Origin of the sequence: Amycolatopsis azurea DSM 43854 (assembly GCF_001995215.1) — a bacterium.
GTDB lineage: Bacteria > Actinomycetota > Actinomycetes > Mycobacteriales > Pseudonocardiaceae > Amycolatopsis > Amycolatopsis azurea.
The window spans coordinates 1-16,056 of record NZ_MUXN01000047.1 but is presented as its reverse complement, the minus strand read 5'-3'; the positions used below and the strand labels follow the sequence as shown (position 1 = coordinate 16,056).

Genomic DNA, 16,056 nt, shown 5'->3' with positions numbered 1-16,056 from the left:
CTACCAGTCCCCCTTGAGGGACTCTGGGTCCCTCAAGGAGGCCTTCACGGACAGCCGCCTCAGGCGTTCGGATCGAACGGGATCCCGGCCGGTTTCGCCTTGGCGAGTTCGCCGTTGAACGACGAATCCCGGATCCCCAGCTGGGCGCTGCCGAAGTCGTGCCCGGTCAGCTTGTCCCGCGGGCCCGGCGGGTAGCCGTCCCAGCCCACCAGCGGCGGGTACTGCCACTGCTTCTTGTGGTTCTCCGGCTCCTCGCCGAAGTTCGCGTGCCGGAAGCAGTGCGTGCTGATCCCGTCCTTGTGGTAGATCACCTTGGGGTGCTTGCCGGTCTCGTCCCACGGGACCTGGTCGCGCTGGCGGGTCGTGTACTTGCCGTGCGCCGACGTCGACACGTACTGGCCCCACTCGCCCTGAACCCAGACGACGACGTGCTCCCAGTCGTGCCGGTGACCGGCGCTCCCGGGGCCCAGCGCCGCCTGGTCCTTCTCGAAGTAGAGCGCGTACAGGTAGGCGCACCAGCCGTTGTTGCACTTCACCCGCGAGTACGCGTTGGTGTTGTCCAGATCGGACAGATCGCGGCACTGGCCGTTGACGTCGCCACCCAGCGCGAGCCCGGGCGCGAGAGTGCCGTCACGGCCGATGGCCGGGGTCGGGTAACAACCGTCGCCGTCGTAGTCGAAGGCGGGTTCGTAGGTGCGGTCTGGCCAGGGCGCCGACCAGTCCAAGGCCTGCGGCGGGGCCGCCGAGGCCGTTCCTGTCACGAGTAGCAGGGCGGTGAGCGTGCCGAAGAGGACCGTGCTGAACCGTCGCATGTGGTTATTTATTCACGACTTGATTCAACACGGAACCCTCGTTGGTCGGCTTACTCGCAGACGGCCCCGTGCGCGGCGCTGCGGACCACCTTGGCGTATTTGCCGAGGACACCGCGCGTGTACGCCGGAGGCTTCGGGGCCCAGCCCTCCCGGCGGGCCTCGATGTCGTCGATCTCGACTTCGAGCGTCCGGTTCGCGACGTCGAGCGTGATCGGGTCCCCGTCGCGCACGAACGCGATCGGCCCGGCGTCGACGGCTTCCGGCGCGATGTGGCCGACGCAGAGGCCGGTCGTGCCGCCGCTGAACCGGCCGTCGGTGATGAGCAGGACGTCCTTCCCGAGTCCGGCTCCCTTGATCGCGCCGGTGATGGCGAGCATCTCGCGCATGCCCGGCCCGCCCTTCGGCCCTTCGTAGCGGATGACGACGACGTCCCCGGCGACGATCCGGCCCTCGGCGAGCGCGTCGAGGGCGGCCCGTTCGCCGTCGAACACCCGCGCGGTGCCGGTGAACGTCGATTCGTCGAAGCCCGCCGACTTCACGACCGCGCCTTCCGGCGCCAGCGATCCCTTGAGGATGGTCAGCCCGCCGGTCTTGTGGATCGGGCGGTCGAGCGGCCGGATGATCTCGCCGTCGACCCCGGCGGGCGCGATGCCTTCGAGGTTCTCGGCCATGGTCTTCCCGGTCACGGTGAGCACGTCGCCGTGCATGAGCCCGGCGTCGAGCAGCGCCTTCATCACCACGGGGATGCCGCCGACCTTGTCGACGTCGTTCATCACGTACTTCCCGAACGGCTTGAGGTCGCCGAGGTGCGGGACCTTGTCGCCGATGCGGTTGAAGTCGTCGATGCGCAGGTCGACCTCCGCCTCGCGCGCGATCGCGAGCAGGTGGAGGACGGCGTTGGTCGAACCGCCCAGCGCCATCACGACGGCGATCGCGTTCTCGAACGCCTCCATGGTCATGATCTGCCGCGCGGTGATGCCCTGGCGGAGCATGCCGACGACGGCTTCCCCCGATCGGTGGGCGAAACCGTCACGGCGCCGGTCGACGGCGGGTGGGGCGGCCGAGCCGGGCAGCGACATGCCCAGCGCCTCGGCCACTGACGCCATCGTGTTGGCGGTGTACATCCCGCCGCAGGCACCTTCGCCGGGGCAGATCGCGCGCTCGATCCTGTCCACCTCGGCGCGAGTGATCTTGCCCGCCAGGCAGGCGCCGACCGCCTCGAAGGCGTCGATGATCGTGACGTCCTGGCCGTCGACCTGACCGGGCATGATCGAGCCCGCGTAAAGGAAGACGGAGGCGAGATCGAGCCGGGCCGCGGCCATCAGCATGCCGGGCAGCGACTTGTCACAGCCCGCCAGCAGCACGGAGCCGTCCAGCCGTTCGGCCATCATCACCGTCTCGACCGAGTCGGCGATCACCTCACGCGAGACCAGCGAGAAGTGCATGCCCTCGTGTCCCATGGAAATACCGTCGGACACCGAGATCGTGCCGAATTCGAGCGGATAGCCGCCGCCCGCGTGCACCCCGTTCTTGACCGCCTTGGCCAGCCGGTCGAGCGACAGGTTGCACGGGGTGATCTCGTTCCACGAGGACGCCACCCCGATCTGCGGTTTGGCGAAGTCGTCGTCGCCCATCCCGACCGCGCGGAGCATCCCGCGGGCCGCCGCGCGCTCCAGGCCGTCGGTCACGTCGCGTGAACGAGGTTTCAAATCCGGCTGGTCCTGCGGCATCGGAACACCTTCCTTCGTGGTGGGACACCGGGCACGCTGCCAACCCGGCGCGCCCGGCGCAACTCACCGCTCCGTGTTCGCCCCACGGTGCAACGCCACGCGGGTGATCGCGTGGTGCTCGACGCCGAGGACTTCGGCCGTCCAGCCCGAGACCACCACCCGGTCGCCGGGCTTCTCCGGGATCCGGCCTAGGACCACGAGGATCAGTCCCGCAATGGTCGCGTACTCCCCCGGCGGCGCGTCCCGCAGCTCGACCCCGACGTCGACGAGGTCGTGCACCGGGAAGGTGCCGGGCAGCACCAGGGAGCCGTCCTTGCCGTCGCGGACGGCCAGCACGTCGCGGTCGGTCTCGTCGTAGATCTCGCCGACGATCTCCTCCAGCAGATCCTCCAGCGTGACCATGCCCGCGACGGCGCCGTGCTCGTCGACCACCAGCGCCATCTGCTCCCGCTCGGCCTTGAAACTCCGCAGCGCGTCCGAGACCCGCAGCGAATCGGGGTACACCACCGCCGGCCGGACGACCTCGGCGAGGTCTTCGTGGTCGCCGAGCAGATCACGCAGGTGCACGACGCCGACGACGTCGTCCAGATGCCCGCCGCGGGCGACCGGCGCCCGGGAGAAGCCGGACTCGGCCAGCTGCCGTCGAGCCGACCCGAGGTCCTGCTCGACCGCGAGGGTCAGCACCGCCCGGCGCGGGACGAGCACTTCGCGCAGCCGTCGTTCGTGGATCTCCAAGGCGCCGTTGATGATCATGCGCTGTTCGGTGTTCAGGCCGCGCTGCGCCGAGACCAGTTCCCGCAGTTCCTCGGGCGACATCTGGTCCGGATCGGCCTCCGCCCGGCCGCCCAGTGCCCGCACGACGAAGTTCGTCGACGCGCTCAGCGCCCACACCACCGGCCTGGAGATCGCCGACAACAGGTTCAGTGGACGCGCCACCAGCAACGCCCACCGCAACGCGTTCTGCATCGCCAGCCGTTTCGGCGCCAGCTCCCCGAGCACCAGGGTCAGGAACGTGAGGACCATGGTCACCAGCGCGACCGCCACCGCTCCGGCGGCGTTGCCGAGGAAACCCAGCAGCGGCACCAACGGCTGCGCGAGGGACACCGCCGCCGTCGCCGAGGCGAGGAACCCGGCGAGCGTGATCCCGATCTGGATCGTCGCCAGGAAGCGGTTCGGGTCGCGCGCCAGCCGCACCAGCGTCCGGGCGGATGCCCGGCCGTCCCGTTCCAAAGCCCGCAGCTGCCCTTCACGCAACGAGATCAGCGCCATCTCGCTGCCCGCGAACACCGCGTTGAGCACCACCAGCACCGCGACCAGCGCGATGTCGAACCCGTAGCCGCCCACCAGCACTCCCCGGCTTGCCCGAAGCCAGAACAGTACCGAGGGGAACGCGAAGCCGCAGATGTCGCGAACGTTGGCTACTGACGGGTAGTTCCGATACCTTCGGAGGAAGCCGCACGGACGGAGTCCTGATGTTCGCACTCAAGCCCGCTCCCGCACGGACCTTCCTGCGCCGGGCGGAGGAGATCGCCAAACCGGTCACCCGCTGGAGCCTCGGCCACGCGATCCCCCGGGTCGCCCTGCGGGCCGCCGCGCGCCGGGGCGACCTCCAGGGCAGGCTCTCCGTCGAGGCGAGCGGCGGCGCGGACCTGACCGGGCTGTTCGACGAGATCCGCGCGCACGGCGCCGTCGCCACCACCCGGGTCGGGCACGTGACCACGCGGCATTCGGCGTGCAAGGACATCCTCACCAGCGACACGTTCAAAACCGTGCGGTTCGTCCCGGAGAACGCGGTGCTCAACCGGCTCGTCGCCTGGTCCGAGTCCGGGCTGATCCACCCGATCCAACCGCCGTCGCTGCTGGCCAGCGAACCGCCCGACCACACGCGCTACCGGAAGCTGGTCACGCGCGTCTTCACCGCCCGCGCGGTCGAGCAACTGCGGCAGCGCACGCAGGCGATCGCCGACGAACTGCTCGACGGCCTCGACCCGGCGAACCCCGTCGATCTCATCGAGCAGTACTGCGGGCTCCTGCCGGTCACCGTGATCAGCCAGATCCTCGGCGTGCCGCCCGAGGAACGCGACAAGGTGCTCGCGCTGGGCGGTGCCGCGGCCCCGAGTCTCGATCTCGGGCTGCCGTGGCGGACCTTCCGCACGGTCGAAGCCACGCTGGCCGAGTTCGACGACTGGCTCACCCTGCATCTGGAGAAACTGCGGGCGAACCCCGGTGACAACCTGCTCAGCAAGCTGATCGCCGCCCGCGAGGACGGCGTCGGCCTGACCGAGCGGGAACTCAAGGCCACCGCGGGACTGGTGCTGGCGGCCGGCTTCGAAACGACCGTCAACCTGCTCGGCAACGGCATCGCCCTGCTCACCCGGCATCCCGGCCAGCTCGCGAAACTGCGCGGGAATCCGGAGTTGTGGAGCAACGCGACCGACGAGATCCTCCGCTACGACCCGCCAGTCCTGCTCACCGGCAGGCTGTGCGCGCGGGACACCGAGATCGGCGGGGTCCCGATCCAGCGGGGCTCGATCGTCAGCACGGTACTCGCGGGCGCCAATCGGGACCCGGAGATCTTCGACGCCCCTTCGGCTTTCGACGTCGAGCGGGCGAACGCACGGGACCATGTGTCGTTCGGCGCCGGGCGGCACTACTGTCTCGGCGCTTCGCTGGCGAGGATGGAAGGGGAGATCGGGCTGCGGTCGATCTTCGAGCGGTTCCCCGGCCTGCGGCCACTCGACGGCGCGCGGCGGCGGCAGACCCGGATCCTGCGCGGTTTCGAAACCCTTCCCGCCGCACTCGCCTGACTCACCTGGGTCGTGAGTGGTAAGTGTCGTTAGAGCGACACTTACCACTCACGAGAAAGCAGCGAATGGCCACCGCAGCCGCACTTCCCGCCCTTTCGGTCCTGGACACCTCCCCCATCGTCCAGGGCTCGACTCCGCGCCAAGCCCTGCTCAACACCGTCGACCTCGCACGCCTCGCGGAAGACCTCGGCTACCACCGCTACTGGGTCCCCGAGCATCACGGCATGCGCGGCGTCGCCAGTTCCGCGCCGGCCGTGCTCATCGCCCACCTCGCGAACGCCACGCGACACCTGCGGATCGGCGCGGGCGGGGTCCTGCTGCCGAACCACGCGCCGCTCGTGGTCGCGGAACAGTTCGGGACCTTGGCCGCCCTCCATCCGGGCCGGATCGACCTCGGCATCGGACGCGCACCGGGCGGTTCGAAGGCCGCCTCCGCCGCCTTGAGTCCACAAAGGACGAAAGCCTTCAGCACCCAGCTCGACGAACTCCGGGACTACCTGAACCCACGGGAAGACGCCGACGTGAAGGCGGTCCCCGTCCTCGGCGGCAACGTCCCGGAACTCTGGCTATTGGGCCGCTCCCCCGAAAGCGCGGCGCTCGCGGCCGAGCGGGGCATCCTGTACGCCTTCGCGCATCACCTGGCGCCTGCCGCGCCTCTCAAGGCCGACCTGGTCTCCGTGTCCGTCATCGCCGCCGAGGACGACGAGCGCGCCGAGTGGCTCGCGGGCTCGACCCGGCTGAAGGTGCTCAGCCGCATCCGCGGGAACCGCATACAGTTGCCCAGTCCCGAGGAAGCGGCAAACTTTCCTTACACCGCCGACGATCGCGCGGAAAACGCGAAACGGTCCGACGCCGTCCTCACCGGAAGCCCGGACACGCTCAAGCCGAAACTGCAGACGATCCTCGACGAGACCGGCGCCGCCGAAATCATGGTGACCACGCCGCTCTTCCACCACGCCGACCGCCGTCGCTCCTACGAACTCCTCGCTTCCCTCGCTGGCGGGCTCATCGCGTGCACGAACAGGTCGGCCAGCTCTCGCGCGTAGGCCGCGACGTCGGTCTCGGGCCTCGCCAGCAATTCGGCCGGGGCCGCCTCCATCGCGGCGATGACCGACACGGCCATCACCCGCGGCGAGAACTTGCGCAACTCCCCCAGCCGCTGCCCCTCACGGAACATGTCCTCCATCTCGGCCAGCGTCTTCGCGCTCTGCTGCTCGAACCAGCTTCGCGCGGCCTCGGCGTCCCTTGACGCCGAAGCGATCTGACCGATGGCGATGATCTCCTTCGGCCGCTCCGCGAAGTAGAACACGAAGCCCTCGATCAGGGCGCGCACAGCGACGGCATGACTCTCGGCACCTTCGGCCCGGGCGCTCAGCGCCTTGTCCATCGACGCGTGCACGGTCTGCATGACCTGCTTCATCAGCTCTTCGCGTTTGACGAAGTGATACGTGATCAGCCCCGGGCTGACCCCCGCCCGCCGCGCTATCTGCACGAAGGACGCCTTCGCGTAGCCGATCTCGGCGATGGTCTCGATGGCCGCCGAGACGATCTGCCCGCGCCGGGCGTCCTCGATGAACGAGCGCCTCCCCTGGTCGCTCGACTCATTTTCTGGTTGCATGACCAGTATCCTAGTTGAGCAACTAGCACGGGGGAAGTCATGATCACTCGCAAGACGTTCTTGAGATCCGTCGCGGGAGCGGTGGCGGTCGCGGGCCTCGGCGGGGGTATGGCCGAGGCGGCGGGCAGGCCACGGCTACGGGGAGGGGTCGCCTACGACACCGGGGTCCTGCACGCGGCGGGCGACCCGCTGAGCCGGGTGCGCTGGAGCCGGCGGCAGCTGGAGCACGAGATCCGCGTGGTCGCCGACGACCTTCGCTGCCCCTCCATCACCGCGTTCGGCACCGACATCGGCAGGCTCACCGAAACGACGGCCGCGGCGCTGAGGCGCGGAATGGAGGTGTACGTCCAGCCCAGGCTCTACGACCATCCGCAGGACGAGGTCCTGGAGCACCTGGCCGAATCCGCCCGCCAGGCCGAACGGCAGCGCGACGGTGACGACGTCAAGTTCGTCACCGGCTGCGAGCACCTTCTCTTCACCCCCGGCATCGTGCCGGGAGCGACGTTCCAGGAGCGGATCGCGAACATGGACAAGATCCCGCCCGAGGAATGGCCGAAGATCATGGACCGGCTCGCGGATTTCCTCGGGCGCGCGGCCGACGTCGCGCGCCGGAACTTCCGGGGCCGGATCACCTACGCCTCGATCGGCGGAGCGGAGCCGGTCGACTGGACTCTTTTCGACATCGTCGGAATCGACTATTACCCGTACTTCGCCACCGACGCGGAGTACACAAAGGACCTCGCCCAGTACCGAAAGTGGGACAAACCCGTTGTGGTGCTGGAATTCGGCTCGTGCACGTTCACGGGCGCCGCGCAGGCGGGCGGAATGGGCTGGGACATCGTCGACAACGACCACGAGCCGCCCCGGATCAAGCCGGGCCATGTGCGGAACGAGCGCGAACAGGCAGGCCACATCGCGCGCCTGCTGGGCGTGTTCGGCACGGCGGGGATCCACGGGGCGCACGTGTACACCTTCATCGCGCCGGGCCTCCCTCATCATCCGACCCGGCCGGAGTACGACTACGACATGGCGTCCTACGGCCTGGTGAAGACACTGCGCGAACGGCACCACGACGAGGAGTCACCGTACCGGTTCGAACCCAAGCGGTCGTTCGTCGCGCTCGCCCGGCACAACCGCGGACAAGCGGGCATTTTTACCGAACCGGCTACGGAAACCGGTCAGTAACCTCGCGCTGGTGACGACTCCGGAGCGCCAGGGCAAGGAAGCTCCGGAGCTGCCCGCCTTCACCATGATCGGGTGCCTGATGGGCTTCTTCATGACCGTACTGGTCCTGATCGGCCCGGCCCTGCTCTGGGTCAGCACCCGCTTCGCGCCCGGCGACGACGACGGCCTGGTCGTCGTCGCCATGGGCGTGGTGTTCACGATCGGCGGCGTCGGTACCGTCGGCTCGCACCTCTGGCAGAACGCCCGGGCCCGCGAGACGCACCGCGCGCTCGACCGGACTGGCGTCCGCGCGAAGGCGGAAGTCGTTTCCAGCACGCGGATCTGGGTCGACGAGGTGAGCACGCCCGCAGACGACGTGGACCTCGTCGTCACCGGTCCGGGAGTGACGCCGTTCAGCGCGCGGGTGCTCAGCGAGGACGTCGGCCGCTACGAAACGGGCACGGTGGTACCCGTCGACGTCGACCCTCGGACCCTCCTCTTCCGCCTCGCCGACTGACAGGACACGACCTGGCGGCGATCATTGCCCGACAGCATCGTATCGCTTATCGTATATGAAATTCACCCCCCGATGCTGCGAGGTGACCTCGTGACCACCGCCACCGCCGACCCGACCACCACCACGGTCGCGCGAGATTTCACGGATTTCCGCACGGTGGTGTCGCACTCCTTCGTGCCGCTGCACGTGACTAGCGAACACCGGGACCACTTCCGCGGCCGCATCCGCTCGTGCGGCGCCGACGACGTCCAGCTGACCGAAGTGACCGCGTCCGCGCACGTGGTCGAACGGACGCCCGAGCTCATCGCCAGGGCGGACAGGCACTACTACAAGCTGAGCCTGATCCTGTCCGGGACCGGGCTGCTGATCCAGGACAACCGCGAGGCGATGCTGCGCCCCGGTGACGTGGCGTTGTACGACACGCACCGTCCGTATTCCCTGGCGTTCGAAGAGGATTTCCGCACGCTCGTGGTGATGTTCCCGCAGCGGCTCATCGATCTCCCCCGTGACCTGGTCGGCCAGCTGACCGCGGTCCCGATGTCGGGCAAGCGGGGCATGGGCAACGTGGTGGTGCCCTTCCTCGCGCAACTCGGCAGCAACCTCGACCAGCTCGGCGGGCCGGCGGGCGTCCGGCTCGCGCATACGGCGGTCGATCTGCTCGCCACGCTGTTCGCCAGCGAGCTCGACCTCGCGCGCGCGACAGCGGGGCCGCATCACGAGCTGATGCGCCGTGTCCTCGCCTTCATCGACACGAACCTCTCCTCGACCGACCTCGGCCCGGCGCAGATCGCCGCCGAGCACTACATCTCCACCCGGCATCTGCACGGCCTCTTCCACGAACAGGGCACGACCGTCTCGGGCTGGATCCGCACCCGTCGCCTGGAACACTGCCGCCGCGAATTACTCGACCCTGTGCACGCTTCACGGCCCGTCGCGGCCATCGCGGCGAAGTGGGGTTTCGTCGACGCGCCGCATTTCAGCCGGGTGTTCAAGACGGAATTCGGTTGCTCGCCGAGCGAACTGCGTCGCGGCTTGACCGTGAGCGATCGGTTGTTGCCGCCCAGCGCGTGACAGCTGGCCCTTCCCGGGCGGTCGCCTGAACGATGACCGCATGTCCGATGCACCCGAGGAACAGTGGCGAACTTATGACGAGTTCGCCGCCGGAATTGCCACCTACCGCCTGCCGAACGCGGACCTGACGGGACGCGAGCTCACCGTCACCCTCGACGACGGGACGACGCTCGCGCTGCGGTTCGAGGACGCGGAAACCGTCACCTGCAACGGCATCAAGGATCCGTACGACGCGGTCGCCGTCCGGGAAGACGTTTTCTTCGTCAATCTCCCCCTTACCAGCGTGGAAGGTGAAGCGCTCACCGTCGTCTTCTCCACGACGACGCATCGTGCGCTCGCCGCGCGTTCGGTGATCGGCGCCGAGGACGTCGAGGGTGTTCCCCGTGTCTCCCAGACGTTCTGGTCCGGCACCACCGACGCGGGCACGCCGACCGGTGAGGTACCGGGGCCGTCGCGTGACCTGATCGGCAAGCGCAACGTCTACCGCTACAGCCCGGAACACCTTTACGAGCACGTGTACGTGTCCTCGCAGCGCTATGCCTGGCAATGCCTCGAAGGCGTGCAGCGCGGCCACGGGGACATGGACCTGTCGACGGTGTGGAAGTTCCAGGACGGGCTCTACCTGTTCTGCTTCCGCGAATTCCGCATCGCCGTGGCCAGCGTGTGGCTGCACGACCTCGGCTACGCGCTGAAGACCACCGGGGTCTTCCTCGGCCTGACCGGCGACGGCCGGTCGGAACATTCCCGCGCGGGCGGGCACATCTACCCGCTCGGCTCGGTCGCCTACCCCGACGCTCAACCGGTCTAAGGAGCTCAAGTGTCCAATTCAGACATCATCGCCGCGCATTACGCCGCGAGCGACCGGGGCGATCTGGCGGGCATGCTGGCCCCGCTCGGTCCCGAGACGACCTGGACGGAGGCGGCCGGTTTCCCTTACGCCGGTACCTACACCGGTCCGGAAGAGGTGCGGGACAACGTCTTCGGCGCGATCGCCCGTGACTGGGACGGCTACGGTTTCAATCTCGGCGAGCTCGCCGACGCGGGTGACACGGTGATCGGCCTCGGCACGTACCAGGGCAAGCACCGCGAGACCGGCCGCTCCTTCACCGCCCGCGTCGCGCACGTGTGGAAGTTCGACGGCGGCAAGCTCGTGTCGTTCGAGCAGATCGTCGACTCCGTGCCCGTCGTGAACGCGGCGGAGGACCGGTGAAGCCCGCGCGGCGCCTGGTCGCCCTCTCCGCCGCCGTGCTGCTCGCTACGGCGGGCTGTGCCGGTGCCGACAGTGGCACGAGCGGACCGATCGTGGTCGGGTCGGTCAACGCGCTCAGTGGCGCCGCCACGTTCCCCGAGGCCTCCCAGGCGGCCAAGGCGGTCTTCGACGCGGCCAACGCGAGCGGTGGCGTGAACGGAAGACAGATCCAGTACAAGGCCCTCGACGACAAGGGCGACCCGGCGGCCGCGGCGGCCGCCGCCCGCGAAGTCGTCGGGCGTGACGAGGCGGTGGCACTGGTCGGCTCGTCCAGCCTCATCGAGTGCGAGATCAACAACAAGTACTACGAGCAGCAGAAGATCCTGTCCATCCAGGGCATCGGCGTGGACCCGGCGTGCTTCACCAGCCCCAACATCGCCCCGGCCAACGTCGGTCCGTACCACGACATGACGCTGACCCTCCTCTACGGCTCGGAAACGCTGAAGCTGAACGACATCTGCGCGCTGCTGGAGATCGCCGGCAACACGCTGCCGTCGTACCAGGCGGCCATCGACGAGTGGTCGGCCATCACCGGCAAGAAGCTCAAGTACCTCGACGCGACCGTGCCCTACGGCGGTTCCGACTACACCTCCTACATCGTCAAGGCCCGCAACGCCGGGTGCAAGGCGATCACGGTGAACCCGGTCGAGCCCGATTCCATCGGCCAGCTCAAGGCCGCCGCCGCGCAGGGTTGGAACGACGTCACGTGGTTGCTGCTCACCAGCGTGTACAGCGAGAACTACGCCAAGGCCATCACCAACGCCGGTGCCGGGGTGTACGTGCCCGCCGAGTTCTACCCGTTCACCGACACGGCCAGCCCGCAGAACAAGGACTGGCACGACCTGATGACCAAGAACAACATCCCGCTGACCTCGTTCAGCCAGGGCGGCTATCTGGCGGCGAAATACTTCCTCGCCGTCGCCAAGGGGATCAAGGGTGACATCACCCGCGAGTCGGTGACCAAGGCGCTGCGCGAGATGCAGCCGATCACCGATCCGATGGTCGGTACGCCGTACGTCTTCGGACCGGGCCAGACCCACCACGACAACACCGCGGGCTGGCCGATCAAGCTCGCCTCCGGCACCAACAAATGGGAGCTCGTCGCCGACGACTGGCTGCGGATTCCCAAGAAGTAACCGGAGACGAGGGTGTCGCGGGGGTCGTGAGTGGCGATTCGGGTTCTAACCCGAATCGCCACTCACGACCACCCCGCACGAAAACGCCCTCTCCCCCTCACCTAGGAGGATTCGATGCTGCAGGGAGCGCTGGCAGGCCTGGCCGCCGGCGGACTGTACGCGGTATTGGCGGTGTGCCTGACGCTGATGTCGCGGTTGGTGCGGGTGGTGAACTTCGCCCAGTCGGCCACCGGGATGTTCGGCTGTTACGTGGCGGTGTTCCTCGCCGTCGACCTGGGCCTGCCGATGTGGCTCGCCACCGTCGCGGGGATCCTGCTCGGCGGGCTGCTCAGCGCGCTGCTCGGCTGGATCGTGTCCACCTGGCTCGCCGAGGCGGACACCGGCACCCGCTCGGCGGTCACCGTCGCGGTGCTGCTCCTGCTGATCTCGTTGTCGTTCATCCTGTTCGGCAACAAACCGCAACCGTTCCACCCGATCCTCGACGGCCCGGCGGTCACCGTCGGCAGCGTGGTGATCAGCCAGGTCACCGTGGTCACCGTCGCGCTGGCGGTGCTGGTGGCGCTGGCCAGCAGGCTGGTGCTGAGCCGGACCCCGGCGGGCGTCCAGCTCAGGGCGCTGTCCGAACGTCCGACGACGGCGGAGCTGCTGGGCATCCCGGCGAAACGGCTCAGCGTGGCGGTCTGGGCGGTCACCGGGGTGGTCAGCACGCTGGTCATCTCGATCGTCGCGCCGTCGCAGTCCAACGACGCGACGTCGCTGGCGATGCTGGTCGTCCCCGCTGCCGCGGCGGCCCTGCTCGGCGGGTTCCGCCGGCTGGACCTCGCGGTCGCGGGCGGGCTGGGCCTCGGCCTGATCCAGGGCGCGGCCGCTCAGGTCGACGGCCTTTCGGTGGTGCGGTACTTCCTGCCGTTCGTCGTGATCGTCGCGCTGCTGCTCTGGTCGCAGCGCAAGGAGGTGTGGGATGCGGCTCGCTGAACGCGGGATACGCACCGGGCTCCCGTTCGTGGTCGCCCTCGCGGCGATCGCGGTGGGCTACGGCCTGAGCGTCGGGCTCGACGGGTACTTCGTCTACCTGGGCATGAGCGCCGTCGTCGCCGGGATCTCGCTGCTCGGACTGGGCGTGGTGACCGGCAGCGCGGGGATGATCTCCCTGTGCCAGCTGACCTTCGGCGCCGTCGGCGCCTGGGTGGTGTCCGCGCTGAACGAGGCGCAAGCCCCGGGCGGATTCCTCACCTGGCTGGTCCTCGGCGGTCTCGCCGCCGGGGTGGTCGGCGTGCTCGTCGGGCTCCCGGCGTTGCGGCTGCGCGGGATCAACCTCGCCGTCGTCACGCTGGGACTCGCCGCCGCGGCCGACCTCGCGCTGGTCCAGCTCCAGTTCCCCGGTGTCGCCGGCGGGATCTCGGTCGAACGGCCGGACGCCTTCTCCGACGACCGGAGCTACTTCCAGCTCGCGATCGTGGTGCTGGTGCTGTGCTGCCTGGCCGTGTACTTCCTGCGCCGCGGCCGCTGGGGCAGCGCGTGGCAGGCGGTGGCGTTCTCCGAACGCGGGACGGCGGCCGCGGGCACGAGCGTGCGGACGTCGAAGCTGACCGCGTTCGCGGTGAGCGCCACCCTCGGCGGGATCAGCGGTGGCCTGCTCACCGGGCAGGTCGGGCTCGCGTTCCCGGCCAGTTTCACCGCGATCCAGTCGCTGGCGCTGTACGTGCTGGCGATCATGTCCGGCGCGCATCTGATCGACATGGCCGTGTTCGGCGCGGTGCTGTGGGTCGGCGTGCCGGAACTGCTGAAGCGCTGGGGAATCCCGCAGGACTGGGGGTTCGTGGTGTTCGGCGTGCTCGGTGTCCAGGCGCTGGCGAGCGGCGGGAACCTGGGCACCACGGTGCGGCAGGTGTGGTACCGGCGGTCGAAGAAGGAACCCGCGAAACTCGACCTCGCCGCCGGGACCGCGGACATCGAGTCCAAGGCGCCCGGACCGCCGGTACTCACCGTGCGCGGGCTGAGCGTGAACTTCGGGCACGTGGCCGCACTGTCCTCAGTGGACATCGCGGTGCCGGAACACGGCGTGCTCGGCGTCATCGGGCCCAACGGCGCGGGCAAGTCGACGCTGGTCGACGCGATCAGCGGCTTCCTGCCGAACGCCGAGGGTTCCGTGGAATTGGGCGGCAAGTCGCTGACAGGTTCGCCGTCGAACCGGGCCTGCGCCGGGCTGCGCCGGACGTTCCAGCAGGACCGCGTCCCGCCGGGGCTGACGGTCGGGGCCTACCTGAAGTTCCTCGCCCGGCGGCGGCTCACCGCCGACGAGATCGGCGATGCCCTGGACTTCTTCGGCTGTCCGGACGCCCGCACCCCGCTGTCGCAAGTGGACGTCGGCGCGCGCAGGCTGGTCGAGGTCGTCGGACATCTGCTGGCGCGGCCGCGGGTTCTGCTCCTCGACGAGCCCGCCGCCGGGCTCCCGCACGAAGAGCACGTCGCGTTCGGGGAACGGCTGCGGCAGGTTCCCGCGCGGTTCGGGGTGTCGGTGCTGCTCATCGAGCACGACCTCGACCTGGTGCGTTCGGTCTGCGACACGATCACCGTCCTCGACTTCGGCCGTGTGCTGGCCTCCGGTCCGCAGGCCGAAGTGCTCGCCGACCCGGCCGTGCTCAAGGCGTACATGGGCGAAACGGAGATGCTGTGAACGCGTTGCGGATAGCGGGGCTGACGGTCACCCGCGGTGCCGGGCCGGTGATCCGGGACGTCGACCTCACCCTGGAACCGGGCCGGATCACCGCGCTCGTCGGCCCCAACGGCGCCGGGAAGACCAGCCTGCTCGAAGCCGTCTCTGGCGTGGTGCCCGCCGCGTCGGGGACCGTCCACATCGGACCAGACGAGATCACGAAGCAGTCGCGGGTCTCCCGTGCCCGGCGGGGTCTGGCGCATATCGAGCAGGGGCGCGCGGTGTTCGGCGGGCTGACGGTACTGGAGAACCTGATGCTGACCGCGCGCACCCGCGCGCGGGCCGACGAACTGTTCGAACTGTTCCCCGAGCTGGAGAAACGGCGTGACTCGCCGGCCGCGCTGCTCAGCGGGGGCGAGCAGCAGATGGTGGTGCTGGCCCGCGCCTTCGCCGCGCGGCCGTCGTTCCTGCTGATAGACGAGATGTCGCTGGGACTGGCGCCGGTGGTGTTCACGCGACTGCTGCCGATGGTGACCCGGTTCGCCGAGGAGGGGGCGGCGATCCTGCTGGTCGAGCAGTTCACGCACCTCGCGCTCGGGGTGGCGAGTGACGCTCTGGTGGTCTCTTCGGGGCGCGTCACCTACGCGGGTTCCGCGCAGGAACTCCTGGACTCGCCCGGCACCCTGCACTCCGCCTACCTCGGCGAATCCTGACGGTTCCGCAAGTCCGTGAGGCGTGCGATCGACTGCGCGACGCCGGACCTGTTGGCACCGACTGTGTGGATCTTGGTGCGTTAGATGCTCAGAAATCCACACAGTCCCGCGTGACCGGCCCGGTCATGACGGCCAAAAGAAGGGGGTGTGTGGAAATAGGGACGTTGAACGTCCCTATTTCCACACACTCGTCACCCTCGGTGGAGGCGAGCGGCTCTGCGCGAGTGGTCGTGAGTGATTAAGTGTCGTTATCGAGAGGTAAGGCAAACGTGTCGTGCCGGGGAGGGTGAGCACCATTCCCCGCGTCGGATCGGTGAACGTGTCCTGAGCGCCACGCCCGGGACACTCACCGTCTCGAACGTCGCGCCCGCGACGTACTGCTGCCCTGACTTTCGGCACAGCGCCTCCAAGCAGGCGATACCGGAGCACACTACGCCGAGGTGGTCGTGAGGGGCGATTCGGGTCTGTTGAGGGGTAGGGCGAAGGTGTCTTGTCGGGTGTCAAGTCCGTGAAGGCCTCCTTGAGGGACTCTGGGTCCCTCAAGGAGGCCTTCACGGACCGGTGAGCTTCCCCCCGTTCGCCG

Annotated in this window: 15 protein-coding genes; 11 read left to right on the top strand and 4 right to left on the bottom strand. The window is 68.9% G+C overall.

Annotation, left to right across the window (positions count from 1 at the left end):
• Positions 1 to 59 precede the first annotated feature (59 nt).
• The 3 genes from B0293_RS42595 to B0293_RS42585 form a co-directional block, all read right to left on the bottom strand.
• Positions 60 to 812 carry an NPP1 family protein gene (locus tag B0293_RS42595; RefSeq protein WP_005156874.1) on the bottom strand — a complete coding sequence of 251 codons (753 nt, stop codon included), beginning with the start codon at positions 810 to 812 and terminating at the stop codon, positions 60 to 62.
• A gap of 50 nt (positions 813 to 862) precedes the next feature.
• Positions 863 to 2,542 (bottom strand): dihydroxy-acid dehydratase, encoded by a 1,680-nt coding sequence (gene ilvD, locus B0293_RS42590; RefSeq protein ID WP_005156871.1) that lies wholly within the window; start codon positions 2,540 to 2,542, stop codon positions 863 to 865.
• 63 nt (positions 2,543 to 2,605) lie between these two features.
• On the bottom strand, positions 2,606 to 3,886 hold the full coding sequence (locus B0293_RS42585; protein WP_005156869.1) for a hemolysin family protein: 1,281 nt from the start codon (positions 3,884 to 3,886) through the stop codon (positions 2,606 to 2,608).
• Positions 3,887 to 4,014: 128 nt separating this feature from the next.
• Here B0293_RS42585 and B0293_RS42580 point away from each other — a divergent pair, with 128 nt between their 5' ends.
• Positions 4,015 to 5,349 (top strand): cytochrome P450, encoded by a 1,335-nt coding sequence (locus B0293_RS42580; protein ID WP_005156866.1) that lies wholly within the window; start codon positions 4,015 to 4,017, stop codon positions 5,347 to 5,349.
• A gap of 65 nt (positions 5,350 to 5,414) precedes the next feature.
• On the top strand, positions 5,415 to 6,395 hold the full coding sequence (locus B0293_RS42575) for an LLM class flavin-dependent oxidoreductase (RefSeq protein WP_005156863.1): 981 nt from the start codon (positions 5,415 to 5,417) through the stop codon (positions 6,393 to 6,395).
• On the opposite strand, the gene B0293_RS42570 is transcribed toward B0293_RS42575, so the two are convergent.
• The gene (locus B0293_RS42570; protein WP_039917797.1) at positions 6,323 to 6,967 is read right to left on the bottom strand and encodes a TetR/AcrR family transcriptional regulator; all 645 of its coding nucleotides are present in this window, start codon (positions 6,965 to 6,967) and stop codon (positions 6,323 to 6,325) included. The two genes, B0293_RS42575 and B0293_RS42570, sit on opposite strands and share 73 nt — an antisense overlap.
• 39 nt (positions 6,968 to 7,006) lie before the next feature.
• Between B0293_RS42570 and B0293_RS42565 the strand changes: the two genes are divergently transcribed.
• From B0293_RS42565 to B0293_RS42525, 9 genes are all read left to right on the top strand, one after another.
• On the top strand, positions 7,007 to 8,152 hold the full coding sequence (locus tag B0293_RS42565) for a hypothetical protein (protein ID WP_005156857.1): 1,146 nt from the start codon (positions 7,007 to 7,009) through the stop codon (positions 8,150 to 8,152).
• A 10-nt stretch (positions 8,153 to 8,162) separates the two neighbouring features.
• Positions 8,163 to 8,648 carry a hypothetical protein gene (locus B0293_RS42560; RefSeq protein WP_005156856.1) on the top strand — a complete coding sequence of 162 codons (486 nt, stop codon included), beginning with the start codon at positions 8,163 to 8,165 and terminating at the stop codon, positions 8,646 to 8,648.
• Between the two features lie 72 nt (positions 8,649 to 8,720).
• The gene (locus tag B0293_RS42555) at positions 8,721 to 9,719 is read left to right on the top strand and encodes an AraC-like ligand-binding domain-containing protein (RefSeq protein WP_039917793.1); all 999 of its coding nucleotides are present in this window, start codon (positions 8,721 to 8,723) and stop codon (positions 9,717 to 9,719) included.
• Positions 9,720 to 9,759: 40 nt separating this feature from the next.
• The gene (locus B0293_RS42550) at positions 9,760 to 10,527 is read left to right on the top strand and encodes a MoaF C-terminal domain-containing protein (RefSeq protein ID WP_005156835.1); all 768 of its coding nucleotides are present in this window, start codon (positions 9,760 to 9,762) and stop codon (positions 10,525 to 10,527) included.
• Between the two features lie 9 nt (positions 10,528 to 10,536).
• Positions 10,537 to 10,929, top strand: coding sequence for a nuclear transport factor 2 family protein (locus B0293_RS42545; RefSeq protein WP_005156828.1), 393 nt, complete (start codon positions 10,537 to 10,539; stop codon positions 10,927 to 10,929).
• Positions 10,926 to 12,104: an ABC transporter substrate-binding protein gene (locus B0293_RS42540; protein WP_005156825.1), complete on the top strand. Its 1,179-nt coding sequence runs from the start codon at positions 10,926 to 10,928 to the stop codon at positions 12,102 to 12,104. Before B0293_RS42545 ends, B0293_RS42540 begins: the two co-directional genes overlap by 4 nt.
• Before the next feature lie 114 nt (positions 12,105 to 12,218).
• Positions 12,219 to 13,079, top strand: a complete 861-nt coding sequence (locus B0293_RS42535; protein ID WP_005156815.1) for an ABC transporter permease subunit — start codon at positions 12,219 to 12,221, stop codon at positions 13,077 to 13,079.
• Complete coding sequence (locus B0293_RS42530) at positions 13,066 to 14,781, top strand: branched-chain amino acid ABC transporter ATP-binding protein/permease (RefSeq protein WP_005156813.1); 1,716 nt, start codon at positions 13,066 to 13,068, stop codon at positions 14,779 to 14,781. The genes B0293_RS42535 and B0293_RS42530 overlap by 14 nt, the downstream gene beginning before the upstream one ends.
• Positions 14,778 to 15,473: an ABC transporter ATP-binding protein gene (locus tag B0293_RS42525; RefSeq protein WP_005156810.1), complete on the top strand. Its 696-nt coding sequence runs from the start codon at positions 14,778 to 14,780 to the stop codon at positions 15,471 to 15,473. The genes B0293_RS42530 and B0293_RS42525 overlap by 4 nt, the downstream gene beginning before the upstream one ends.
• Positions 15,474 to 16,056 lie beyond the last annotated feature (583 nt).